Genomic DNA, 22,819 nt, shown 5'->3' on the forward strand with positions numbered 1-22,819 from the left:
CGTCCCGGAGCGCGAACCCGCTCGCGTGAACCGCGTCCCGGAGCGCGAACCCGCTCGCGTGAACCGTGTCCTGGAGGCCGCCGCCCGGCTGCCCGCGCTGCCCGCCTACCTCTACGACCTGCCCGCGCTCGACGAGCACGCCGCGTCGGTGCGCGCGGCGCTGGGCGAGGTCGAGCTGTACTACGCGGTCAAGGCCAACCCCGACGCCGAGCTCCTGCGGGTGCTGGCCCGGCACGTGGACGGGTTCGAGGTCTCGTCGGCGGGCGAGCACGCGCACGTCTCCGCGCTCTTCCCGGGCGCGCGGCTGGCCCTCGGCGGGCCCGGCAAGACCGACGCCGAGCTGCGGCTGCCGCACCACCGCCTGCACGTCGAGTCGCCGTACGAGCTGCGCCGCCTGCTCGCGACCGGGCTGGAGGCGGACGTGCTGCTGCGGGCCAACCCGGACCTGCCGGTCGAGGGGGCCGCGCTCACGATGGACGGCCCGTTCGGCATGGACGAGGCGGGGCTGGCCGAGTGCCTGCCGCTGTTCACCGACCGCGTACGGCTGCGCGGCCTGCACACCCACCTGGCCAGCGGCCTGGACGCCGCCCAGCTCCTCCGGCTGGCCGGGGCCCTGCTGGAGACCGGGCATCGGGAGGTCAACCTGGGCGGGGGCATGGCGGTGTCGTACACGTCGGGCGAGCGCTTCGACTGGACGGCCTACGGCGAGGGGCTGGCCGCGCTGCGGGCCGGGCGGCGGCTGCGGGTCGAGCCCGGCAGGTCGCTCACCGCCTACTGCGGCCACTACGTCACCGAGGTCGTGGACGTTAAGCGGGTGCGCGGCCGGGCGTACGCGATCGTCCTGGGCGGGACGCACCACCTGCGCACGCCGGTGACCAAGGGCCACGACCAGCCGTTCACGATCCTGCCCACGGGCGGCGGGCCCGGGGTCGCCGGGGAGCCAGTGACGTTCGCCGGCCAGCTGTGCACCCCCAAGGACGTCTTCGCCCGGAACGTGGTGACCTCGGTGCGGGTGGGGGACCGGGTGGTGTTCGGCATGGCCGGGGCCTACGCCTGGAACATCTCCCACCACGACTTCCTCATGCACCCCCGGCCCGCCTTCCACCACCTAGGACTCTGAGGCCGGGACCGCCTCGACGAGCGCGACCAGCCCGTCGGCGTCGAGCAGGTTGACCGGCCGCACGGTCCTGTTGGCCCGGACGTAGTGGAAGGCCGCGCTCACCTTCTCCAGCGGCACCCCGGCCAGGTGCGACCACGCCAGCCGGTACGCGGCGAGCTGCACCGAGGCCGTGCGGGCCGCCTTCCCCCTGGGCGGGACGCCGGTCTTCCAGTCGACCACCTCGTAACCGCCGTCGGGCAGCTCGAACACGGCGTCCATCCGCCCCCGCACCAGCCGGTCGGCGATCATGGTCTCGAACGGCACCTCCAGGTCGACCGGCCGCCGGTCGGCCCACTCGCTCTCCTCGAACCGCTCCTGCAGCTCGGCCAGCCGCACGTCGGCCTCCTCCAGCTCCTCCAGCGGGTCGAGGTCGAAGTCGTCGATCAGCCGCTGCTGGTCCCACCGGCTCTCCAGCCACTTGTGGAACGACGTGCCCCGGCGGGCCAGCGGCGCGGGCTTGCGCGGCACCGGACGGCGGATCCTGCGGGCCAGCTCGGCCGGGTCGGTGGCCAGCGTGACGAGCGACGACACGGTCAGCTTGGCCGGCAGCTCGACGACGGTCGCCGGTTTGCGGCGGTTCAGCTCGCGCTCGCGCAGCAGCAGGTCGGTGTCGCGCTCCCAGGCCCGCAGGCGCTCCTCCTCGAACGGGCGCAGCGGCTCGTCGTCCTCGTCCGCCAGGTTGCCGGCCAGGGCGTCCTCGACCAGCCGGGCCCCGTCAAGCACCGACTCGTAGCGCAGGCCCTCGGGGGTGACCGGCCAGACGGCCTCGGCCGGCTCGGCGAGCAGCGGGTTCGTCGCGCCCTCGGCGAGGTCGCCGGCCCAGTAGGACACCCGGTCGGCCGTGTCGCGGATCTCCAGCAGGAACTCCGACGGCTCCAGCGGCTTGGTGGCGCTGCCCCAGCGGTAGCCGGAGGCGATGAGGTGGTAGTGGGCCCGGGTGACGGCGACGTACGCCAGCCGGCGCTCCTCCATCAGGTCGCGCTCACGGCACTGCTCGTCGAACGCGGCCAGCTCCTCCTTGCTCAGCCCGCCCAGCCGGGGCAGGTCGGCGGCGTCGCCGCGCAGCGGGTAGGGCAGCTTGCGCGGGTTGTCGGTCCAGCGGCTGTTCATCACCGGCGTGGCCGGGAACACGCTGCCCGTCGCGATCGTGCCCTTCGAGCTGAGGAGCTGCGACAGGCCGGGCACGACCACGATCGGCCACTCCAGGCCCTTGGAGGCGTGGACGGTCATCAGCTTGACGCTGTTGCTCTCGCCGACCCGGCCCGCCTCCAGCCCGAACTCCTCGCTCTCGGCCGCCTGGAGATAGGCCAGGAACGCGCCCAGCGTCGGGTCCTCGGCGTCGCCGGCGAACCTGGCGGCCGCGTCGATGAAGGCGTCGAGGTCGGCCCGCGCGGCGAACGCCCCGGCCGTGCCGCTGCGGGCGGCCACCTCGATGTCCAGGCCGAGCCGGCGTTCGATCTCGGTGACCAGGTCGGGCAGCGGCTGGGCGGTGTGGCCGCGCAGGTTGCGCAGCTCCTGGGCGAGCGCGACCAGCCGGGTGCGGGCCAGCGGCGAGAACGACTCCAGCCACTCGGGCCGGTCGGGCAGCTCGTCGAGCGCGTCGACCAGGCTGCCGCGCTCCTCGGCCAGGTCGGCGACCACCTGGTCGAGCGGGTCGTCGGCGCGGTGGCTCTCGCTCAGCTCGCGGGCCAGCTCCCTGGCGTACTCCCCCAGCACCCGCAGGTCGGCCGGCCCGACCCGCCAGCGCGGCCCGGCCAGCAGCCTGGCCAGCGCGTCGCCGGCGGTGGCGTCGTAGAGCACGCGCAGGGTCGCCACGATGTCGTTGACCTCGGGCACGGTCAGCAGGCCGCCGAGCCCGACCACCTCGACCGGGATGTCGCGATCCTCCAGCGCCTTGCGCAGCGCGGGGAACTGCGAGCGCTTGCGGGCCAGGATCGCGACGTCCTGGGGCTGGACGGCGAGCGTCTTCTTGCGCTCCTTCTCGCCCCAGGGCAGGCCGTCGGGGGCGGTCTCCTGGCCGAGGATCCTGGCCACGCCGTCGGCGATCCACTTCGCCTCGTCCTCGGCGGTCTCGTGGAAGGCGCAGGTGACGCGGCCCCGCTCGACCCGGTTGGGCCCCGGCACCAGCACGGGGACCTCGCGGGCCTCCATGCGCAGCGGGAGCTGGACGCGGGCGGCGACGTCGAGGACCCGGTCGCCGTTGCGGAAGCTGACGCTGAGCTGGCGGACCGGCGCCTCCTCACCGGCGCGGGTGCGGAAGTCGCGGGGGAAGCGGCGCAGGTTGCCCGCCGAGGCGCCGCGCCAGCCGTAGATGGACTGGCAGGGGTCGCCGACGGCGGTGACCGGATGGCCGCCGCCGTAGAGCGAGCGCAGCAGGACGAGCTGGGCGTGGCTGGTGTCCTGGTATTCGTCGAGCAGGACCACGGAGTAGCGGGACCGTTCGCTCTCGCCCACTTCCTTGTGGTTGGCGGCGATGCGGGCGGCCAGCGACATCTGGTCGCCGTAGTCGATGACCTCGCGGCGGCGCTTGAGCCGTTCGTACGCCTCCACCAGCGGCAGCAGCTGCTCCCTGGCCGCCTGCACGCCGACCGGCTTGCGCTGGGCCACGGTCGTGCGGCCGGGCAGCGCGGCCAGCCGGGCCTCCAGCCACTCCCCCATCCGCCGTACGTCGGCGGGCGCGCGCAGGTGCTCCGACAGCTCGCCGGCGAGTTCGAGCAGGGCGGCGGTGACCGAGGGCGGACCCAGCTCGATCTTGTCCATCGGCCCGTCGTACAGGGCCACCACGCGCGAGGCGAGCTGCCACGACACCGCCGGGGTGACCAGGCGCATGGTGGGTTCGAGCGCCTCGCGCAGGGCGTGGTCGGTGACCAGGCGGGCGGCGTAGGCGTGGTAGGTGGACACGGTCGGCTCGTTGTCGAGCGCGCCGGGCGCGACCAGGCCCGCCTCGGCGAGCCCGGTCAGACGCTCCCTGACCCTGACGGCCAGCTCGGCCGCGGCCTTGCGGGTGAACGTCAGCCCCAGCACGTTCTCCGGTTTGACCAGGCCGTTGGCCACCAGCCAGACCACCCGCCCGGCCATCGTCTCGCTCTTGCCCGAGCCCGCGCCCGCCATGACGACCATCGGTTCGAGTGGCGCCTCGATGACCGCGGCCTGCTCGCTCGTCGGCGGCAGGATGCCGAGCTTGTCGGCCAGTTCGACCGGGTTCAGCACACCTGGCCCCCGTTGTCGTTGACCGGGCAGCTCGCCCGCGCCGCGCACGTGCGGCAGCCGTCGTTCACCTTGGCCTGGAAGAACGGGCCCGACATGCCCGTGGCGACGGTGTCGACCAGGTCCCCGGCCCAGCCGGGGTTCTTGTCGTCGGCCAGCGCGCCCTGCCGCTGCTCGGTGGCGGCGTTCTTGCCGGCCGCCTTGCCGAGCTGGACCAGCGCCGCGCCGCCGGGCTCGGTCATGCCGTGCCGGGCGAACGCGCCGAGCAGCGCGGCGAGCTGGTAGACGCCGAGCTGCGGATGGCGGTCGAGCTCTCCCGCCTTGGGCTTGGAGCCGCCGGTCTTCAGGTCGATGATCACCGCGCGGCCGTCGTCGTCGCGCTCGACCCGGTCGACCCGGCCCTTGATCTGCACGCCCTCGGAGACCGTCGCGACGAACGACTCCTCGATGGCGACCAGCTCGCGCGGGTTGTCCTTCTGCCAGCGCAGGAACTTGCCGATCATCTGCTCGGCGACCTGACGCTGCTTGCGGTTGTACCAGACGCCGCCGAAGTCGAGCTCGTTCCAGACCTGGTCGAGCCGCTCGCCCAGGGCGTCCTCGCCGGGCAGGTCGGTGGCGGCCAGCATGGCCAGCGCGTGGATGACGTTGCCGAGGCCCTGGGCGGTGCTGGTGCCCGCGGCTCCGACGGCCGTCTCCAGGAGCCAGCGCAGGCCGCACTTGGTGAAGCTCTCGACCGCGGACGGGGAGATGTTGACGATGTCGTCCGGCCAGCTCAGCGGGCGGTCGTCGGTGATGGGGGTGAGGGCGTACCAGTCGTTGGGGTGGGCGCCCTGGACCCCGGCGGCGGCCAGGCGGGCGAGCTGCCGCGCGGCGCGCTGCCGGACCTTGGCCGGTTTGGTGGGGTCGGTCACCGCGCTGCGGAGGTCGGCCACCAGCGCCGACATGGTCAGCCAGCGCGCCCGGTCGTCGACCGTGGCCGATTCGACCTCGCCCGGCATCAGCTCCGACAGGAACCGGGAGGGCCGCTCGTCGGTGTCCTCGCCGCCGACCGCCGTGACCACCAGCCGCCGCCTGGCCCGCGTGGCCGCGACGTAGAACAGCCGCCGTTCCTCGGCCAGCAGCTTGGAGGCCAGCGACGCGGCGCTCGGCTCGGCGCCCTCGACCACCTCCACCAGGTCGTCGGCGCCCAGCAACGACCCGCGCAGCCGCAGGTCGGGCCAGACCCCCTCCTGGACGCCCGCCACGACCACGATGTCCCATTCCAGGCCCTTGGAACGGTGGGCCGTCAGCACCCGCACGGCGTCGCCGTCGGGCGCGCGGTCGGCCAGCGTGTCGCCCGGGATCTCCTGGGCGGCCAGGTTGTCGAGGAACACCTCGGGGCCCGCCTTGGGCATGCGGTCGACGAACTTGGCGGCGTGGTCGAACAGCGCCACCACCGCGTCGAGGTCGCGGTCGGCCTGCGCGCCGCGGGAGCCGCCGGACAGGCTCTGCTCGGCCCAGCGCCCGCCCAGGCCGCTGGCGTGCCACACGGCCCACAGGAGGTCTTCGGCGGTGCCCTCCTGCGCGGCGGCCTCGCGGGCGGCGGCGAGCAGCTTGGCGACGCGTTCGGCGGGGAGCGCGACGTGCGGCTCGACGCGGGTGAGCTCGCGGGTGTCCTGGATCGCCGCCACCAGCAGCTCGCCGGACGACCGCGCCTCGGGCCTCTCCTCGGCGGCCGGCTCCTCCTCGGCGGCCGGCTTCTCCTCGGCTGCCAGTGCCTCGTTCTCGGCTATCTTGAGCGCCCGGCGCAGGCGGCGTACGCCGATCATGTCCGTGCCGCCGAGCGGGCCCGTCAGCAGCTCCTCGGCCACCCCCTCGTCGAGCTGCGCCGGGTCGAGCGCCACCCGCAGCATCGTGAGCAGCGGCCGCACGCCCGGCTCCTGGGCGATCGGCACCTCGTCGCCGGCGATCATCGTCGGTACCCCGGCGTTGACCAGCGCCCGCCGCAGCAGCGGCACCTGGCGCTTGGCCGAGCGCACCAGCACCGCCATGCGGTGCCAGGGCACCCCCTCGATCAGGTGCGCCCGCCGCAGCGTGTCGGCGACGATCGCGGCCTCCTGGCTGGTGCTGTCGGCCAGCAGGACGCGCACGTCGCCGGGCTCGGCGCCGGCCGCCGGGACCAGGTCGCGGTGGCCGTGCCGCTGGTCGTGGTCGGGGGCCGGGGCGATCGGCAGGCGGGCGGCGACCCGGCGCGAGGCCTCCAGCAGGTCGGCCCCGCTCCTGCGGCACTCGCGCAGCGCCACCACCGGCGCCTCGCGCCCGTCGAGCGTCCTGAACCGCTCGGGGAACTTCATGATCCCCTGGACGTCGGCGCCCCGGAACCCGTAGATCGACTGGTCGGGGTCGCCCACCGCGATCAGGTCGCGCCCGTCGCCGGCGAGCTGGTCGAGCAGGTACTCCTGGGCCGGGTCGGTGTCCTGGTACTCGTCGACGAACACGACGTCGTGGGCGGCCCGTTCGCGCTCGCGCACCTCGGGCCTGGTCAGCAGCGCGGAGGCGGCCCCGATCAGCTCGGCGTAGTCGTAGGTCTCCTCGGGGTCGAGGTCGAACCGGTCCTGGTAGCGCTCGTAGAAGCGGCCGGTGGCGATCCAGTCGCTCCTGCCGTGCAGCCGGCCGAGCGCGACCAGCCGCTCGCCGTCGAGGCCGCGCTCGGCGGCTCTGGACAGGAAGTCCCGCACCTCCTCGGCGAAGCCGCGGGTCTTGAGCGCCTCGCGCAACGACGGCGGCCAGTCGAGCGCGCCGTTCTCCAGCTCGCCGTGGAGCAGCCGGCGGATTTCCAGAAGCTGCTCGGGGCCGGTCAGCAGGCGCGGCGGCGCCTTGCCCTCCAGCACGGACTCGCGGCGCAGGAGCGCGTAGGCGTAGGAGTGGAAGGTCAGCGCCATCGGCGAGCGGGTGGTGCGCCGCAGCCGGCCGGTGACGCGCTGGCGCAGCTCCTCGGCGGCCTTGCGGCTGAAGGTGAGGATGAGCACCCGTTCGGGGTCGGCCCCGCGCCGTTCGATACGCTCGACCACGCTCTCGACGATCGTCGTCGTCTTGCCCGTGCCGGGCCCCGCGAGGACGAGGAGCGGGCCGCTCCGGTGCTCGACCACGGCACGCTGGTGTTCATCCAGCACAGGAGGCTCAACAGGGCCTCCGCTGCCACGCCGCACCAACCGCCAGGTCTGACCACTCACAGCACTAGATTCCACCAGACCACACGGACAGATCGTGCCGACTTACCCGGTCTCCCCCGCGATCCGCCTACCGTATCGAGGCAAATATCCGAATATCGTGCGACACGCCGAGCCCAGGGTTTCGCCGTGGGCGTTGCGCTGCCTGGGGCGATGTAACGATCCGCACGATTGCCCCACACACGCAGCGTTGTCTCTTGTAACGTTGGGTTGATACTCGCGCCTCTGCTAGGGGGTTGGTCACATGCGCTGGCAGGTCCACTCCGAGACGTCGCTCTACGCCGACCAGTGGCTGGACATCCGGATCGCGGATGTGGAGCTGCCCGACGGGCGGCACCTCGATCACCGGCTGGTCCGCACCGCGCCGGCCGCGGGCGCGGTCGTCACCGACGACAAGGACCGGGTGTTGCTGATCTGGCGCCACCGCTTCATCACCGACAGTTGGGGCTGGGAGGTGCCGCTCGGCCAGGTCGACGAGGGCGAGATGCCGATGGCGGCGGCCGCCCGCGAGGTCGAGGAGGAGACCGGCTGGCGTCCGGGGCCGCTGCGCCCGCTGATGTCCGTCCAGCCGACCAACGGCTTCACCGACAGCCTCAACCACGTCTACCGGGCCGACGCGGCCACCCACATCGGCCCGCCCAGCGACCCCTGGGAGGCCGAGCGCATCGAGTGGGTGCCCCTGTCGAGCATCCGGCGCCTGGTCGAGGCCGGCGAGATCGTGTGCGCCACGACCCTGTCGGCGCTGCTCTACCTGCTCGTCGAGCGCCTTCCGGCCCCGACGCGCCCCTTCGGGTACGACCCCGGCAAGCCCTTCATGCTCTCGGACCTGCCGATCGACCTCTGAGGCCGCGCCCTCAGGAGAACAGGTGGTCGACCACGCGGGCCGTCGCCTTGCCGTCGTCCTTGGGCGCGTACGTGGCCCGGAAGGCCTCGTAGCGGTCGGCGTGCGCGGCGGCCACCTCGTCGATGGAGCGCAGCGCGTCGATCACCTCGGCCGACGTCGGCAGCACCGGGCCGGGCGCGTGCTCGGGCAGGTCGAGGTAGAGCCCCCGCTTGGAGGAGTACTTCGCCAGGTCGTAGCCGTAGAAGACGATGGGCCGGCCGGTGGCGGCGAAGTCGAACATGACCGAGGAGTAGTCGGTCACCAGGACGTCGGTGACCAGCAGCAGATCGGCCATGTCCGGATAAGTCGTGACGTCGTGCGCGATGTCGGGGACGGCGGGCATGGCCTGCATCGGATGGGCGCGTACCAGGATCTCGTGGTCGGCGCCCAGAGCCTCGCGGGCCTTGGCCAGGTCGAGCTTGACCATGGCGTTCTTGCGGTCGTAGTCGCGCCAGGTCGGCGCGTAGAGCACCACCCGCTTGCCCTCGGCCAGCCCGAGCCGTTCGCGGACGGCGGCGGCCCTGACCTCGCGCTCGGGCGAGTTGAGCACGTCGTTCCTGGGCAGGCCGCTCTCCAGGATCTCGCCCTTGTAGCCGAAGGCCCGGCGCAACACCGTGGTGGCCCACGGCGACTGCGACAGCAGCACGTCCCAGCCGCGCACCTCGGCCGCCTGCCGGTACCAGATCGGCGGACGCGGGTCGCGGGCCATGTGCGGCTGGTCGTTGCCGATGCGCTTGGCCGGGGTGCCGTGCCAGGTCTGCAGCACGACCTGGTCCTCGCGGGCGCGGAACCAGGCGGGCAGGAACGAGTTGGTGACGATGTGGCTGGAGCGGGCCAGCGCGGCGTGGTGCTCGCGGCTGCCCGCCCGCACGGCCCGCGCGCCGCCCGGCGGCACGAACGCGGCGTCCTTGACGATCCAGATGTGCTCGCGGTCGTCGCCCCTGCGCAGCCGCTCCTCGTAGATGGCGCGCACGCTGTCGGCGTAGAGCCGGCCGTCGTTGACGACGTAGACGGTCGCGTCGTGCAGCGGCTCGGTGCGCTGGGCCGGGTAGAAGACGCGGCGCAGCACGTGGGTGCCGGCCACGCCGCGCTCGTCGTTGGGCCGCCCCTCCTCGACCGCGATCACCGGCACGTCGAACCGGGTGGAGATCATCCGGTACGCCCGGCTGTCGACCGTACGCGGCTCCTCGTCGAGCCCCGGCAGGGCGGCGTGGTCCATCCGGAACGGCACGATCTCGCCCGACGGGTGCCGGAAGGACATGTTCCACGTGCCCGAGGCCAGCGGAACGGGCTCGCCGAAGCGGTCCATGGACGAGGGCGTCACGCGGACGGAGAAGTCGTCGCCCGACCGCTCCATGGGCAGCGAGTACGACAGCCCCGACCGGTGGCGCAGCGTCAGCACCCGGGGGCCGGGCGCGTCGGGGTAGTCGCCGCGCAGCACCAGCGTGGAGCCCTCCCAGACGGCGGAGGTGATCACCGGGCGGATGCGGTGGGCGGAGACCACGACGCGGTCGCGCCGGTCGCCGAGCACGGTGATCTCCCGGTCGCCCACCGGAGTGCGCGTCTCGACCAGGTCGGCGAGCATGACGGAGGCCGCCGGGTCGCCCTTGGGCTCGACCCAGAGCCGCCGGCCGTCCTTCTCCTGGAGCAGCGCGGGCACGGCGAGGCCGATCGACACCTCGGTGCCGCCGCCGGACGGCGTGAAGTCGGCGGCGATGCGGTGACCGCCCAGCCTGGCGTGGCCCTTGGTCACGCTGCGGCCGGGCAGGAAGATCTTGAGTTCGAGGCGTTCGTCCTGGACGGACACGCCGGTCAGCTCGGCCCTGTTGGGCTGGAGCACGACCTGCAGCGCGCGGTCGGACGTCCAGACCGGACGCACCCACCAGCCGGGCTTCAGCTTGAGGCCGGCCGGGCGCTCGGGCCTGCCGATGGCCGAGCCGCGCAGCAGGCCGGTCGCCCGCGCGCCACGGCTCCAGAAGACGATCTCGGCCCGCCAGGTCGTCGCGTCGGGCACCCCCGGACGGTGGCGCAACCGCCGCCGCACGGCGTGGACCATGCCGCGCACGGCCCCGCGCCAGCGCAGCGGCCACGGGCTCAGCTCGGCGGTGAAGCCGGACCAGTCGTAGTTGCAGCCGGGCTCGCGCGCGCCGTGGGTGGCCTCGGGGGCGAGCACCCGCTTGGTGCGCATGCGGATCGGCGGCAGCCAGCGCGGCCCGCGCAGCACCACGGTCGCCCAGTTGAACCTGCGGCTGCGCACCGACAGCCCCGCCAGGTACGCGAAGCCGGTGACGCGCAGCCTGCCGTCGACCCACACAATGTCGTCGATGTGGGTCACCGGCACCATGTCGGCGCGGCGCAGCCGGTAGAGGTCGGGCGGCAGCTCGTCGCGGAAGGGCAGGTCGGCGTACCAGCTCAGGCCCTTGCGGATGCGCTTGGACGGCTCGGCCGCCGCGGTGACGACCTTGACCAGCGTCTCGCCGTCGACCAGCTCGTCGTCGGGACGGTGCTCGATCAGGTGGCAGATGACGCGGCGGGCGACGGGCAGGTCGCGCTTGACCTCCGCGGCCACGCCGGCCAGGTAGGGGCGGATCAGGGTGAGCAGCTCGCGCCGCCGCGCCGGGCCGCGCTTGACCGCGAGGTCGATGCGCGACCCCAGAGGCCCGCTGAGCACCTCGGTGTCGAACGCCGCGTCGCGGCCGCCGGGCCCGACGGCACGCATGACCGCCTCAAGAGGCTCGCCACGATCGCAGAGATCCTGGACAGCCTTGAGGCGGTCGGCGAGCGTGTCGCCGCTGTGGCGCTGGGCTGTGACGCCGGTGGCCATCGTGGAGGCACCGCCTTTCGGGCCTGTCAGTGTTCAGCCCATGGTAATGGGAGTCACATGTCACGGAATCGCCTCAACAGCGAATCCGCAGGTCAGGCCCCTTACTGAAAATCGGCTGAACGCCCGTCCCAGCGCGCCCGCCTCATGTCCACCCGTTCGCCGCGCAGCGGGGTGCCCTCCTCGCGCCAGTGGGCCAGGCATCGTCGCAGGTGGTCGGGGGCGGCGCCGCTGCCGTCGGCGTGCACGACCCGCCACCACGGGACGCCGCCGCCCAAGGTGGACATCACCTTGCCCACCTGGCGGGGGCCGCCCTCGCCCAGGTATTCGGCGATGTCGCCGTAGGCCATGACCTTGCCGGGCGGGATGCGTTCGACCAGGTCGAGCACCCGCTCGGCGAAGGGGTTCAGGGGGTCCATGCCGCCGGGCCCGCGTCGATGATCTCGTCGAACTTGCCGATCTCCATCACCGTCCCGCCGGACAGGACCTCGATCACGCCGTCGCGCAGCGCGTAGACCTCGCCGTCCTCGCCCACCAGGCGGGCGCCGAGGGCGGCCGACAGCCGCAGGAGCTGGGCCACCTGCCAGTCGGAGCCGGGCTCGCCCACGACCTGGCCCTGCCAGCGCGCCACCGCGTGCCGGCCGCCGTCGTGGCCGGCCACGATCTCCTCAGATCCGCGCAGCTCGAAACCGGCCGGCGCGATGGCCTTCGCGAGCTCCGCGAAGGCGAGTGGCGACTCGCGCACCACCCGCAGCTCGTATCCCATGACGCGCGACCATAGCGGATCTTTACCGTCCACGCGGGCGAAGTACGAGCGGTTCATCACTCCTTGCGCTGATTGAGAACGATGATCGCCCCGCAGAACGTCACCAGCGCGACCAGCACACCCCCTCCGTACAGCCACAACCGCCACGGATCGGCCCCAGGACGGGTCGGCACCGGGGAGTCCTCGCCCCGGCCGAAGTGGTCCTTTCCGGGCGCGGTCACGCTGCGCCGCTGACCGGTCAGGCGCTCGGCGGCGTTGAGCGCGGCCCCGGCGTCCACCACGCCGAACCCGGTGTTGTCGTCGTAGCCCGCGGCCGGACGGCCCCGCGCGCTGGCGGCCAGCGCCTGGGCCACCTGCTCGGGCGGCAGGGCGGGATAGCGCGACTTGATCAGCGCGGCCACGCCGGCCACGAGCGCGGCGGCCGAGCTGGTGCCGTCGGACAGCTCGTACCCGCTGGGCCGCTTGACCACGGGCACCTGCACGCCGGGCGCGCCGACGAGGACCGACAGGTTGTCGCTGCTGAACGTGGCCTTCCTGCCCTGCTTGTCGGTCGCGCCGACGCCGATCACGCCCGAGTAGCCGGCCGGGAAACTCCAGAACGAGGTGCCCTTCTCCTTTGCGTAGGGCGTCTGGCCGTCGTTGCCGACGGCGGCCACCAGCACCACGCCCTTGCTCAGCGCGTACGACACCGCCTCCCGCTCGGACCTGACCGGCCCGTAGGAGCCGATCGACATGCTGATCACCTGGGCGCCGTGGTTGGCGGCGTAGCGCAGGGCGCGGGCCAGCGAGCTCTCGGGCGACTGGAGGTCCGTGGGCGGCAGCAGGTCGAACGCCGGCTCGTCGTCGGTGGCCAGGGGCAGCGACAGGATGCGCGACTCGGGCGCGACGCCGATCAGCCCGTCGCCGGCGCCGGAACCGGCGATCAGCGCGGCCATGGCGGTGCCGTGCCGCCCCGGCCGCACCTCGCGGGCCACCGCGCCCGAGCTCATGTCGGGCCCGGTCGTGACCCGGCCCTTCAGCTCCTTGATCCCGGCGTCCACCGCGCTGTCCACGACGGCGACCGTGACGCCCTCGCCCTTGGTCACGTTCCACGCCTGCTCGACGTTGAGCGCGTCCAGCACCCATTGCTGCTCGTCCCTGACCGGGGCGGCCGTGGGCCCGAGGAGGACGAGCAACGTGGCCGCGAGCGCCCGTACGGCGGTCAGCACACGTTCCCCTGGGTGCACGGCGGAACCTTGGGGGGATCCGCCAGGAAGTAGGCGATCTGGTTGCCGACCGACTTGGCCGCCGGCCAGAGCTCGCTGTGCAGGATCTCCTCCGGGGGGATGGCGGCCCTGGTACGCCCGTCGGCGTACCCGGCGGTGGAGAAGACGATGTACGGCCCGGCGCCCACCCAGCCGGTGCGCTGGCGCTGCTCGGTGCCGAAACGTTCGGTCACGGTGCCGGGGAAGGCCACGGGCAGCACGCCCACCCGGTCGTCCTGGCCCAGTTGCTCGCCCGCCGACACCCTGGACTCCTCGTCCTTCAGCACGGCCACGCCGACGGTGATGACGAAGGTGGAGGTCTGGTCGACGTACGTGGCGCGCAGCATCGTGACGCACCCGTGGCTGTCGAGGACCCCGGCGACGGAGGCGTCCACGCCCTTGCCGCAGTCGGTCTCGGGGGCGATGCCGACCCGCCTGGCGTACTGCTGGGCGCGGTCGAGGCCGAGGTACTTGACCTCCTCGGGGAAGACGCCCGTGGCCGGCCACGCCTGCCAGCGCCGGGCGATCTCCTCCTGCTTGTACTGGTTCTGCTCGGCCGGGGTCAGCGGGCGCGAGCGCGTCTCGTTGAGCAGCCCGATCGTGCCCAGCAGCACCACGAGGGCCGACACGGCCACGACCGCGCCGACCAGCACGACGAAGATGCGCCGAAAGCGCACGCCCTGCTGGAGGGCCGCCAGCTCGGCGCGTTCCCTGGCCGCGGTGCGCGTACGGGAGTTCGCCGCGGGCCAGGCGCGCACGCGGGACCGGCGGCCGGTCGACGCCCCGAGCGGGTTGCTGCGTCCCGATGTGGCCTCGCCGGCGCGCGGTAGCCCTGAGGTCGACCTACGTGCCTTCACCACCCTGGCCTCGTTCCCGCGTTCGGTCGGTGTCTATTTCGTCCCCGTTAGCAGGCGGATCATGCGTCGTGTGCGCCGTGGTCGCGTCTTACCCGTCTGACCAGGAAGAATATGACCGCCAGCGACGCGAGCGCCCCGCCCGCGGCGCCCGCGGCGACGGCCGCGTAGATCGTCACCCGCCGGTGGTCCCTCGTGGTGACCCTGATGGGCCCGGCCGGGCCGCCCGCCAGCGGCAGGGCGGGGTCCTGGGCCTGCGGGCCGGTCGCGGTCTCGGTGTGCGTGGCCAGGCGGGCGGCCTCGGCCAGGGCCCTGCGGGCGTTGACGACGCCGAAGCCGGTGCCGGTGTCGTAGCCGCCGGGCGGGCGGTCGTCGGCGCTGTCGGCGAGTGCCTGGACGACCAGTGGCGGCGACATTTGCGGATATTTTGCCTTGATGAGGGCGGCGACCCCCGAGACGAGCGCGGTCGCCTGCGAGGTGCCCCGGCCGACCCAGTACTCGTCGCCGGGCCCCGCGCCCATGATGTCCACGCCCGGCGCGGCCACCAGCACCGAGGAGTTCCAGTTGGAGAACGTGGCCCGGCGCAGCCGCCGGTCGGTCGCCCCCACCGACACCACGCCGGGGAAGGACGCCGGGTAGGAGTAGGGCGCGAAGTCTCCGGCGGTCTTCCTGTCGCCGTCGTTGCCGGCCGCGGCCACCAGCACGACGCCCTTGGCGATGGCGTACCGGATGGCCGCCCGTTCCTCCCTGGTCGCGAGCTCCTTGGAGATCGACATGTTGACGACGTCCGCGCCCTGGTCGACCGCGTAGCGGATGCCCCTGGCCACGACGTCCTCGAAGCGCTCGGCCGAGTTGAACTCCCTGAAGCCCGGTTCCTCGTCCTCCAGGATGACCCGCACCGACAGGACGCCGGCCTCGGGCGCGACGCCGATGACGCCCTTCCTTCCCCCGGGCCCGTGGCCGTGCCCGGCGATCAGGGAGGCCATGTACGTGCCGTGCAGCCGCGGCGGCGCGACGCCCGGCGGGTTCGCGCCCGCGGTGAAGTCGCGGCCCACGGTCACCGAGCCGGCCAGGTCGCGATGGGCCGGATCGACCCCGGAGTCGAGCACGGCCACCGTGACCCCCGCGCCCTTGGTGACGCGCCAGGCCGCGGGCAGGTCGAGCGTCTCGATCACGGCCCGCTGGCCGCCGCGCACGTCGTCGTCGGCGTAGGCGGGCGAGGCCGCCGGAAGAACCGCGAGGAGGGCCACGGGGGCGGCGGACAGCGCCTTCCCGGCGCACCGCCTCAGCACCGCCATCCCTCGGCCGCGCAGTCGGGCATCCGGGGTGTGCTGAGGTCGAGCAGCACGCGTTCGGACAGCTCGGTGGCGAAGGCGAAGATCGCCGGACGTGACTCGCCGGACGTGGTCGCGGGCCGGCCGTCCACCTGGCCCGCCGTGGTCAGCACGACGTACGGCCCGGCCTGGCGCACCGACCCGGCCTGCCGCATGGAGGGGGTGAACCGTTCGGCGACCGTGCCCGTGAAGCTCAGCGGCCGCAGCCCCGGCACGGGCTTGCCGTTGTCGGCGAACGCGCTCCTGGCCCGGACCGCGCGCGACTCGTCGGGCAGCGCCACCACGCCCACGGTGACGAGCACCCCGCGCAGCGCGTCGATGTAGGTGGCCCGCAGCACGCCCCTGCAACCAGCCTCGCGCAACGTCCTGACCGCCTTCGCGTCGACGGACCCGGCGCCGCAGCCGGTGTGCGGCGAGATGCCGATGCGCTCGGCCCGCTCCTGCCCGCCCTGCTCGGCCGCGTACGGCAGGGCCGCGGGGAAGACGCGCCCGGCGGGCCAGGCACGCCAGCGTTCCGCGACCTCGCGCGTGGCGGCGGCACGCAGCTCGGACGCGCTCGGGCCGCGGGTCAGCTCGGTGCCCGCCGCGCTCCCGGCCACCCCGGCGGCCACCGCGCAGACCAGGGTCAGCGCGGAGGACACCACCAGGGTGGGCCAGGGGCGGGCGCGGTTCACGACACCGACCTTAAGCGCCTCGGCGGGAGGTTCCCCGGAGAACGCCTCAGTAGCTGGGCAGGCTGGGGTCGACCGTCTTGACCCAGCTCAGCACGCCACCACCGACGTGCACCGCGTCGGCGAAGCCCGCGTTCTTGACGATCGCGAGGGCCTCGGCCGAGCGCGCGCCCGACTTGCAGTGGAGCACGATGCGCTTGTCCTGGGGCAGCTTCTCCAGGGCCGAGCCGTTGAGGAACTCGCCCTTGGGGATCAGCGTGGCGCCCGGGATGGAGACGATCTCGTACTCGTTGATCTCGCGGACGTCGACCACGTAGATGTTGTCGCCCTTGTCCATCATGGACTTGAGCTCCTGCGCGGTGATCGTGGAGCCGCTGGCGGCCTGCGCGGCCTCGTCGGAGATCGCGCCGCAGAACGCCTCGTAGTCCTCCAGCAGCTCGGTGACCGTCGGGTTCTTGCCGCACAGCACGCACTCGGGGTCCTTGCGGACCTTGACGTCCCGGTACTTCATCTCCAGGGCGTCGTAGATCATCAGCCGGCCGACGAGCGGGTCGCCGATGCCCGTCAGCAGCTTGATGGCCTCGTTGACCTGGATCGAGCCGATCGACGCGCACAGCACGCCGAGCACGCCGCCCTCGGCGCACGACGGCACCATGCCGGGAGGCGGGGGCTCGGGGTAGAGGCAGCGGTAGCAGGGCCCGTGCTCGGCCCAGAACACGCTGGCCTGGCCGTCGAAGCGGTAGATCGAGCCCCAGACGTACGGCTTGCCGAGCAGCACGGCGGCGTCGTTCACCATGTAGCGGGTGGCGAAGTTGTCCGTGCCGTCGACGATGAGGTCGTAGCCGGAGAAGATCTCCATGACGTTCTCGGTGGTCAGGGTCGCGTTGTGGACGACGACCTCGACCAGGGGGTTGATCTCGCGGACCGACGCCGCGGCGCTCTCGGCCTTCAGCCTGCCCACGTCGGACTGGCCGTGGATGATCTGGCGCTGCAGGTTGGACTCATCGACGACGTCGAAGTCGATGATGCCGAGGGTGCCGACGCCCGCCGCGGCCAGGTACATCAGGGCGGGCGAGCCCAGGCCGCCGGCGCCCACGCACAGCACCTTGGCGTTCTTCAGCCGCTTCTGCCCGGCCATCCCGACATCGGGAATGATCAGGTGGCGCGAGTAGCGGCGCACTTCGTCTACGGTCAGCTCTGTGGCCGGCTCGACCAGCGGTGGCAACGACACGTTCTACGCTCCCGTTTCAGGGGGTCACATCTCTAGCTGAAACCTACTCGGCGAGTGGGGCATTCCCCAATCTCGTCTCACCGATCAGACGGCGCGCCTCCGCCGCCACCACGCGGGGCATCTCCATCATCGCCACATGCCCCGCCGTCGGCAGCAGCACGAGCCTGACCTGCCGGAACGTACGGGCCGCCTTCGCCGCCATGGCCGGGCGCACCAGTCGGTCGTGCCGGCCGTGGACGATGAGGGTCGGGACCGCCACCTTGGCCGCCTGGCGCCACAGGCTGTCCTCGCCCCGCCGGAAGTACTCGGCCACGATGCCCCTCGCCGAGCCGATCATGGCCTCCCCCGCGTACGGGACGTCGTCGCGCCGGCGCAGCTCCTCCACCGCGTCGGCCAGGCGTACCGGGTGGACGGCGTTCATGTTCGCCCAGACCATGGCGAAGGAGGCGTTGATGCGCTGCTCGGCGGGGAGCAGGCGCAGCTTGTCCGCGAACCACTCGCCCACCCTGGGCACGGCGGCGGCGGCCACGCGGACCGGCCCGTACCTGGGGAGCAGGTCGGGCAGGGCGGGCGAGACGAGCGTGAGCGAGCGGACCAGGTCGGGCCTGGCCGCGGCGACCCGCACCGCGACCGCGCCGCCCAGCGAGTTGCCGAACAGGTGGGCCGGGCCGGTGTGCTCCATCAGCCCGATCACCGCCGCGGCGTGGCCGGCCACCGTGTAGTCGCCGTCCCGCGGAGCCGGGGAGAAGCCCGCGCCGGGCAGGTCGAGGGCGTGGCCGGTGACGGTGTCCTTGAGCTCGTCCATGAGGTCGGTCCAGTTGGTGGCCGAGCCCGCCAGCCCGTGGACGAACACGGCCTGCTCGGCCGGGCCGCCGTCGGGGGTGGATCGCACGTGCACCGGGCCGATCATGCGTCCCGGCCAGTGAGGGACCGGCTCCACCGCTGTCATACGTCCTCCTTGTCGCTCTTCCACGATAACCAGCGCGCCCAGGCGGGGTCTGCATTCCGTACAGACGCCGCCTTTCCTTGACTTATCAGAGCATCGCTGGACATACAGCCTCAAACAGGGATGTGAGGGGGATGTCATGCTCGTCGGCCGCATCGGCACCATCGCCGCGGGCCTGGTCGCCGCGGCCCTCGCCGCAGGCGGGCTCGCCGCGCCGGGCGCGGCAGCCGCCGTCCCGCCCACGGCCGTCCCGTCCCCGGCGGTCTCGGCCGCGCCGGGCTGCAAGTACCGGGTGCAACACGTCAGGACCTGGCTGAACGTACGTGCGGCGCCGAGGGGGCGGATCATCGACCGGCTGTACCCCGGCGACCACACGCGGGGCAGCTGCCGGCGGTTCGACGGATGGCGCAGGGCGCACGGGACCGAGCACGGCCGGCGCGGGTACGGCTTCTCCCACTACCTGAGGAAGTTCCGCCGGCGGTAGGCCGTCCCCGCGCGGGACAGACATGTGGGACAGGCCCCGAAATTTCAGCCCATAGATATCTAAGGGATCTCATGGCGGCTTAAGTGTGCGGCAAAAGCTGCCGATCACCGTTTATCGGGGTCAGCACGGGTAAGCATCAGAAGCGGACACAGTGCGCAACTTGCCGGACACTCTCCGTGAGCGGCCGGAAAGTCGCCGTCACTGAAATCCACCGGGGAGGCGTCATGCCACTCCCCGGACGATCCCGACGACAGAATCGTCCAGCATTTCTCATGTCTGGCGCCCCGGCGTGACACGGCGAGCATTTTCGGCGAGCCATTGTCATGCGCACGGCCGCCGCCTTCCGGCGAATGCAGCCATGTCGTCATTCCATGAGAAAAGCACGGCCGGAACTGCCGGAACCCGATGTGATGGGCACTCCGTCATATGCACATAATCGGACATATCATGGCATTTCATTCGATAGAGCTGTAATGCAAGCAATAAGATTGCTAATGCATAGCAAAATAGGGCCACTCCTGTTTGCTGTAGCTCTGTCTCGGAAATGACATTTCACGGATGGCTCATCAGCTAGTCGTTCAAGACCTGGTTCCCGGGCTCTCGGGAACGTCGAGAACGGGGCAACCAATCCTTTAGGGGGAAAACGCAATGCCCAAGCTCAAGAGTGTTATCGCAGGTCTCGCTGTCAGCACGGCGCTGACCGGCGGCGTGGTCAGCCTGGGCGCGACGACCACCGCCAACGCCAGCACCAACAACCTCACCACCCCGACGACCCTCAGCTGGGGCGATGGGGACGGCCACGGCTGGGGGCACCGTCGCCACCACCGCTGCAACAGGAACCGCCACGGCTGGGGCGGCGGCTGGGGCGGCGGCTGGGGCTGGGGCGGCGGCTGGGGTGGCGGCTGGCGCCGGCACCACCGCGGTGGCGGCGTCTGCGTCAAGATCTTCAACGAGAACACGAACGACAACACTGACACCAACACCGAGAACTAAAGGTGAGTTGCGCCCGGCGGAATGCTTGGCGCAACTCATCGACCAGACCGTGAGCTGATGGCGCGGGAATGGTGCCCGTATTCCATGGATGGTCGCTCTTCACGGCGAAGTGAATTCGGCCGGCGAGTACTGGGCTTTCGGGAGGGTCCGCACCCGGACATTGCGGGCCCGCCCGGGACTCCTTTCTCTTCTGTCTCCGCGGCAATTCCCGATGAGGGCTCCGCCGGCTTCAATGCCGGCGGAGCCCTCATTGCGTTCTCCCCCGACACCGGATCCGCGCGCGTTTCCCTCTGCCCAAGCAGTCCGAAATGTCCGATTATGCACCATGATGCTCCATAGTGTCGGACAAGAGAAGACAATGCCGGTTTGTGAGGCATTCGGTGGGATATATCCCCGGCATGGATGTTCGTTAGCGGGCATCCACGACGCTCCGCAGACATCTGGAAAGGCTCGGATTTCGCGGAGCGTCGAGTACGGGGCAATCAATCCTTTTAGGGGGAAACACAATGCCCAAGCTCAAAAGTGTTATCGCAGGGCTCGCCATGAGCACCGCGCTGACCGGCGGTGTGGTCGGCGTGGGCGCGGCCACCACCGCCTCCGGCGCCAACGCCGCCAGCGCCACCGGCGCGGCCACCGCGGCCACCCTGGCCGGCTGCTTCCGCGAGACCCGGTGCGGCTGGGGCGGCTGGGGCCGCAACTGGGGCAACCGCTGGGGCGGCGGCTGCCACCGTCGCTGCGGCGGCGGCTGGGGCTGGGGCCGCGGCGGCGGCTGGGGCTGGGGTCGCGGCGGCGGCTGGGGCTGGCGGCGTAACAACGCCCCCCGGGTCCGCGTCGTCATCCACAACTCGAACCGCAACTTCAACCACAACAACAACAACGTCCAGCGGCACGACGAGCACGAGCACCACGACAACTAGGCAGGAGTCCCACCCGGGGTGAGCCCGCTCAGCGAGAGCTCGCCCGAGAGGTGAGACCACGCCGACACGGAGGAGTGCCCGCATCCGGCCGACCCCGCTCCCGATGGAGAGCGGGGATCGCCCCCCGGATGCGGGCACTCAACGTGTCCCCCACCCCCGCCCCGCCTCGGCCGGCCCGCCCCCCTCGGGACGTCCAAGGCGGTCCGTCGTCAGGGTCCTCAAGGTCGTCAGGGTCGTCAGGGTTGTCAGGGGTCGTCGTCCGTCGCTCCCCGAGAAGGCCGTCCGGAGGAACAGGTGGAACGAGTGAGTGCCCGCATTCCTGGAGGAGCTCGTTCTCGACGGGGAACGAGGGTCCGGTGGAATGCAGGCACCCGGTTGTGTGGGATCGCGGATCGCGCCCAGGTTCAGAGCCCTTGGTCAGCGTCCGTACTCGTAAGGGCGGACCTGGTAGTGGGTGTTCCCCGCGACCGCGTTCCGGTTCCGGTTCCGGTTGACGATGATGATGCGGATCCGGGGGAACCGGTGGTGACGCCAGTTACGCCCGCCCCAGCCGCCGCCGCACCACGAGCGGCGGAAGCAGCCGGACAGTGTGGTGGTGGTCGCCGCGGCGGTGACGTTGGTGGCCGCGTCGGCGCTGGTGGCCGTGGTCGCCGCACCGAGGCCGATCACCCCGCCGCTCAGCGCCGTGCTCATGGCGAGGCCGGCGATAACACTCTTGAGCTTGGGCATTGCGTTTCCTCCTAAAGGTTTGGATGCCCCGTTTATCGACGCTTCCGGATTCCCAGGAAACGACGTGGATGGCATGGCTTGCCTGGCTCGCCATCCATGACCTTGATATATCCCCATGAATAGCCAGCAAACCGCAATTGTCCACTTTTGCCGGTAGGCACAGATTCGTATGGCGAGTCGTACACAAACGCAAGTGAGGGCTCCCCGGCTGATGCCGGTGGAGCCCTCACCAGAATTTCCGCAGGGACGGAGAGAATGAATCCCCGGCGCGCTGGGCCGGAATTCAAACCGCTGTCCGAGCCCGGTACTCGGTGGTCGAATTCAGCGCGGCGCCGCCTTCATGAGGATGGCGGTCCGTCCTCGACGTCAGTCGTCGTCGTGGTCGTGGTCGCGGTCGTGGTCGCGGACCGTCGGCTTCGTGACCTCCCGCTCCGTCACCCGGTTGCGGTTGAAGTTGCGGTTGTGGATGGTGACCTTCACCTTGCCCACGCGGTTGTTGTGGTGACGGCGCCAGCCCCAGCCGCCGCCCCAGCCGCCCCAGTTGTTGCCCCATCCCCAGCCACCGCACCGGGACCTGCGGAAGCAGCCGGCCTGGAAGCTGGTGGACGTGACGACACCGGCGCTGGTGGCAGCGTCGGCGCTGGTCGCGGTGGTCGCCGCACCCAGTCCGACAAGACCGCCGCCCATGGCCGTGCTGACGGCGAGGCCTGCGAAGATACTCTTGAGCTTGGGCATTGCGTTTCCCCCTAAAGGATTGGTTGCCCCGTTCTCAACGCTCCCCGGTTGCCAGGGAACTGCCCTGGACGACTTCTGATGAGCCATCCGTGAAATGTCATTTCCTGGACGCGGGCATGGCAACACACAGCCGCCGCCTTTTTGCTATGCATTAACAGCCTTATTGCTTGGATTAAACATTTATTGACTGATATGCCATGATATGTCCGAATCTATCATGATCACCCGGACCGGCCCTCCGCCCGAGTCCCCGGCGCTCCCGGCATCTCGGCACTTGCCTTCGCCCCACCGAGAGGCGTCCACATCCACCCGATTCATCCCAGGCAATTAGTCCCGCTTATTGTGCTATGAAGACAATGTCCCCTATGTGCCTAATAACCGAATTGCGACTCCCCGAGAGAACGCGTCCGCCCACGCGCACCAACCCGCCCACCCCAGAAGAACCCGCCCCTTCCCAGGCCACCCGAACGCCCCCACACCGCCCGCCCCCACCGCGGCCGCGCCTCCCGCCCGCGGTCGAGCTGGGGGAGCTGCCCCCGAAGACTAATGGGACCTGCCGGGTCGGCCTCGCTGGCAGACTCGGTGCCTGGTAGCCGCTGGTGAGTGAGCACTCTCGTCGACCGGACTTCGAGTCCT

Annotated in this window: 18 protein-coding genes; 5 read left to right on the forward strand and 13 right to left on the reverse strand. The window is 71.8% G+C overall.

The annotated features are described in order from the left end of the window. The first annotated feature begins 58 nt into the window (after positions 1–58). On the forward strand, positions 59–1,120 hold the full coding sequence (locus tag ABZ459_RS49415) for a type III PLP-dependent enzyme (protein ID WP_357987357.1): 1,062 nt from the start codon (positions 59–61) through the stop codon (positions 1,118–1,120). Here the strand turns inward: ABZ459_RS49415 and ABZ459_RS49420 are convergent. After that, positions 1,109–4,369, reverse strand: coding sequence for a UvrD-helicase domain-containing protein (locus tag ABZ459_RS49420; RefSeq protein WP_357987360.1), 3,261 nt, complete (start codon positions 4,367–4,369; stop codon positions 1,109–1,111). The two genes, ABZ459_RS49415 and ABZ459_RS49420, sit on opposite strands and share 12 nt — an antisense overlap. Then, positions 4,363–7,518 carry an ATP-dependent DNA helicase gene (locus ABZ459_RS49425; protein ID WP_357987363.1) on the reverse strand — a complete coding sequence of 1,052 codons (3,156 nt, stop codon included), beginning with the start codon at positions 7,516–7,518 and terminating at the stop codon, positions 4,363–4,365. The genes ABZ459_RS49420 and ABZ459_RS49425 overlap by 7 nt, the downstream gene beginning before the upstream one ends. Before the next feature lie 301 nt (positions 7,519–7,819). Between ABZ459_RS49425 and ABZ459_RS49430 the strand changes: the two genes are divergently transcribed. Beyond that, positions 7,820–8,419, forward strand: a complete 600-nt coding sequence (locus ABZ459_RS49430) for an NUDIX hydrolase (RefSeq protein ID WP_357987366.1) — start codon at positions 7,820–7,822, stop codon at positions 8,417–8,419. 10 nt (positions 8,420–8,429) lie between these two features. On the opposite strand, the gene ABZ459_RS49435 is transcribed toward ABZ459_RS49430, so the two are convergent. The 9 genes from ABZ459_RS49435 to ABZ459_RS49475 all read right to left on the reverse strand — a co-directional run bounded on the left by ABZ459_RS49435 (position 8,430) and on the right by ABZ459_RS49475 (position 18,328). Continuing rightward, entirely contained in the window at positions 8,430–11,282 is a 2,853-nt protein-coding gene (locus ABZ459_RS49435) for a CDP-glycerol glycerophosphotransferase family protein (RefSeq protein ID WP_357987369.1), read from the reverse strand. Between the two features lie 101 nt (positions 11,283–11,383). After that, positions 11,384–11,698: an MGMT family protein gene (locus tag ABZ459_RS49440; RefSeq protein ID WP_357987372.1), complete on the reverse strand. Its 315-nt coding sequence runs from the start codon at positions 11,696–11,698 to the stop codon at positions 11,384–11,386. After that, positions 11,686–12,045, reverse strand: coding sequence for a hypothetical protein (locus ABZ459_RS49445; protein WP_357987375.1), 360 nt, complete (start codon positions 12,043–12,045; stop codon positions 11,686–11,688). Before ABZ459_RS49445 ends, ABZ459_RS49440 begins: the two co-directional genes overlap by 13 nt. Before the next feature lie 56 nt (positions 12,046–12,101). After that, positions 12,102–13,271, reverse strand: a complete 1,170-nt coding sequence (locus ABZ459_RS49450; RefSeq protein ID WP_357987377.1) for a S8 family serine peptidase — start codon at positions 13,269–13,271, stop codon at positions 12,102–12,104. Further along, positions 13,247–14,047 (reverse strand): hypothetical protein, encoded by an 801-nt coding sequence (locus ABZ459_RS49455; protein ID WP_357987379.1) that lies wholly within the window; start codon positions 14,045–14,047, stop codon positions 13,247–13,249. Before ABZ459_RS49455 ends, ABZ459_RS49450 begins: the two co-directional genes overlap by 25 nt. A 158-nt stretch (positions 14,048–14,205) precedes the next feature. Next, positions 14,206–15,435, reverse strand: coding sequence for a S8 family serine peptidase (locus ABZ459_RS49460; protein ID WP_357987382.1), 1,230 nt, complete (start codon positions 15,433–15,435; stop codon positions 14,206–14,208). Beyond that, positions 15,429–16,151: a hypothetical protein gene (locus ABZ459_RS49465; protein ID WP_357987385.1), complete on the reverse strand. Its 723-nt coding sequence runs from the start codon at positions 16,149–16,151 to the stop codon at positions 15,429–15,431. The genes ABZ459_RS49460 and ABZ459_RS49465 overlap by 7 nt, the downstream gene beginning before the upstream one ends. A gap of 46 nt (positions 16,152–16,197) precedes the next feature. Beyond that, on the reverse strand, positions 16,198–17,379 hold the full coding sequence (gene moeZ / locus ABZ459_RS49470; RefSeq protein WP_357987388.1) for an adenylyltransferase/sulfurtransferase MoeZ: 1,182 nt from the start codon (positions 17,377–17,379) through the stop codon (positions 16,198–16,200). Between the two features lie 43 nt (positions 17,380–17,422). After that, positions 17,423–18,328, reverse strand: a complete 906-nt coding sequence (locus tag ABZ459_RS49475) for an alpha/beta hydrolase (RefSeq protein ID WP_357987391.1) — start codon at positions 18,326–18,328, stop codon at positions 17,423–17,425. 136 nt (positions 18,329–18,464) lie between these two features. On the opposite strand from ABZ459_RS49475, the gene ABZ459_RS49480 reads away from it, so the two are divergent. The 3 genes from ABZ459_RS49480 (at position 18,465) to ABZ459_RS49490 (ending at position 20,719) form a co-directional block, all read left to right on the forward strand. Beyond that, on the forward strand, positions 18,465–18,809 hold the full coding sequence (locus ABZ459_RS49480; protein WP_357987394.1) for a hypothetical protein: 345 nt from the start codon (positions 18,465–18,467) through the stop codon (positions 18,807–18,809). A 648-nt stretch (positions 18,810–19,457) separates the two neighbouring features. Then, on the forward strand, positions 19,458–19,802 hold the full coding sequence (locus tag ABZ459_RS49485; RefSeq protein ID WP_357987397.1) for a hypothetical protein: 345 nt from the start codon (positions 19,458–19,460) through the stop codon (positions 19,800–19,802). Between the two features lie 542 nt (positions 19,803–20,344). Next, positions 20,345–20,719 (forward strand): hypothetical protein, encoded by a 375-nt coding sequence (locus ABZ459_RS49490; RefSeq protein WP_357987400.1) that lies wholly within the window; start codon positions 20,345–20,347, stop codon positions 20,717–20,719. A gap of 417 nt (positions 20,720–21,136) precedes the next feature. On the opposite strand, the gene ABZ459_RS49495 is transcribed toward ABZ459_RS49490, so the two are convergent. Both ABZ459_RS49495 and ABZ459_RS49500 read right to left on the reverse strand, forming a co-directional pair. Next, the gene (locus ABZ459_RS49495; protein WP_357987403.1) at positions 21,137–21,448 is read right to left on the reverse strand and encodes a hypothetical protein; all 312 of its coding nucleotides are present in this window, start codon (positions 21,446–21,448) and stop codon (positions 21,137–21,139) included. A 366-nt stretch (positions 21,449–21,814) separates the two neighbouring features. After that, positions 21,815–22,183, reverse strand: a complete 369-nt coding sequence (locus ABZ459_RS49500; RefSeq protein ID WP_357987406.1) for a hypothetical protein — start codon at positions 22,181–22,183, stop codon at positions 21,815–21,817. Between the last annotated feature and the right edge of the window lie 636 nt (positions 22,184–22,819).

It is taken from the genome of Nonomuraea sp. NPDC005692, from assembly GCF_040631115.1.
Taxonomy (GTDB): domain Bacteria; phylum Actinomycetota; class Actinomycetes; order Streptosporangiales; family Streptosporangiaceae; genus Nonomuraea.

Bases quoted from the DNA above. Each gene is read 5' to 3' on its own strand.
- ABZ459_RS49480 (WP_357987394.1), top strand. From the start codon at position 18,465: ATGCTCGTCGGCCGCATCGGCACCATCGCCGCGGGCCTGGTCGCCGCG.
- ABZ459_RS49495 (WP_357987403.1), bottom strand. From the start codon at position 21,448: ATGCCCAAGCTCAAGAGTGTTATCGCCGGCCTCGCCATGAGCACGGCG.
- ABZ459_RS49430 (WP_357987366.1), top strand. From the start codon at position 7,820: ATGCGCTGGCAGGTCCACTCCGAGACGTCGCTCTACGCCGACCAGTGG.
- ABZ459_RS49475 (WP_357987391.1), bottom strand. From the start codon at position 18,328: ATGACAGCGGTGGAGCCGGTCCCTCACTGGCCGGGACGCATGATCGGC.
- ABZ459_RS49500 (WP_357987406.1), bottom strand. From the start codon at position 22,183: ATGCCCAAGCTCAAGAGTATCTTCGCAGGCCTCGCCGTCAGCACGGCC.
- ABZ459_RS49440 (WP_357987372.1), bottom strand. From the start codon at position 11,698: ATGGACCCCCTGAACCCCTTCGCCGAGCGGGTGCTCGACCTGGTCGAA.
- ABZ459_RS49435 (WP_357987369.1), bottom strand. From the start codon at position 11,282: ATGGCCACCGGCGTCACAGCCCAGCGCCACAGCGGCGACACGCTCGCC.
- ABZ459_RS49445 (WP_357987375.1), bottom strand. From the start codon at position 12,045: ATGGGATACGAGCTGCGGGTGGTGCGCGAGTCGCCACTCGCCTTCGCG.
- ABZ459_RS49490 (WP_357987400.1), top strand. From the start codon at position 20,345: ATGAGCACCGCGCTGACCGGCGGTGTGGTCGGCGTGGGCGCGGCCACC.
- ABZ459_RS49485 (WP_357987397.1), top strand. From the start codon at position 19,458: ATGCCCAAGCTCAAGAGTGTTATCGCAGGTCTCGCTGTCAGCACGGCG.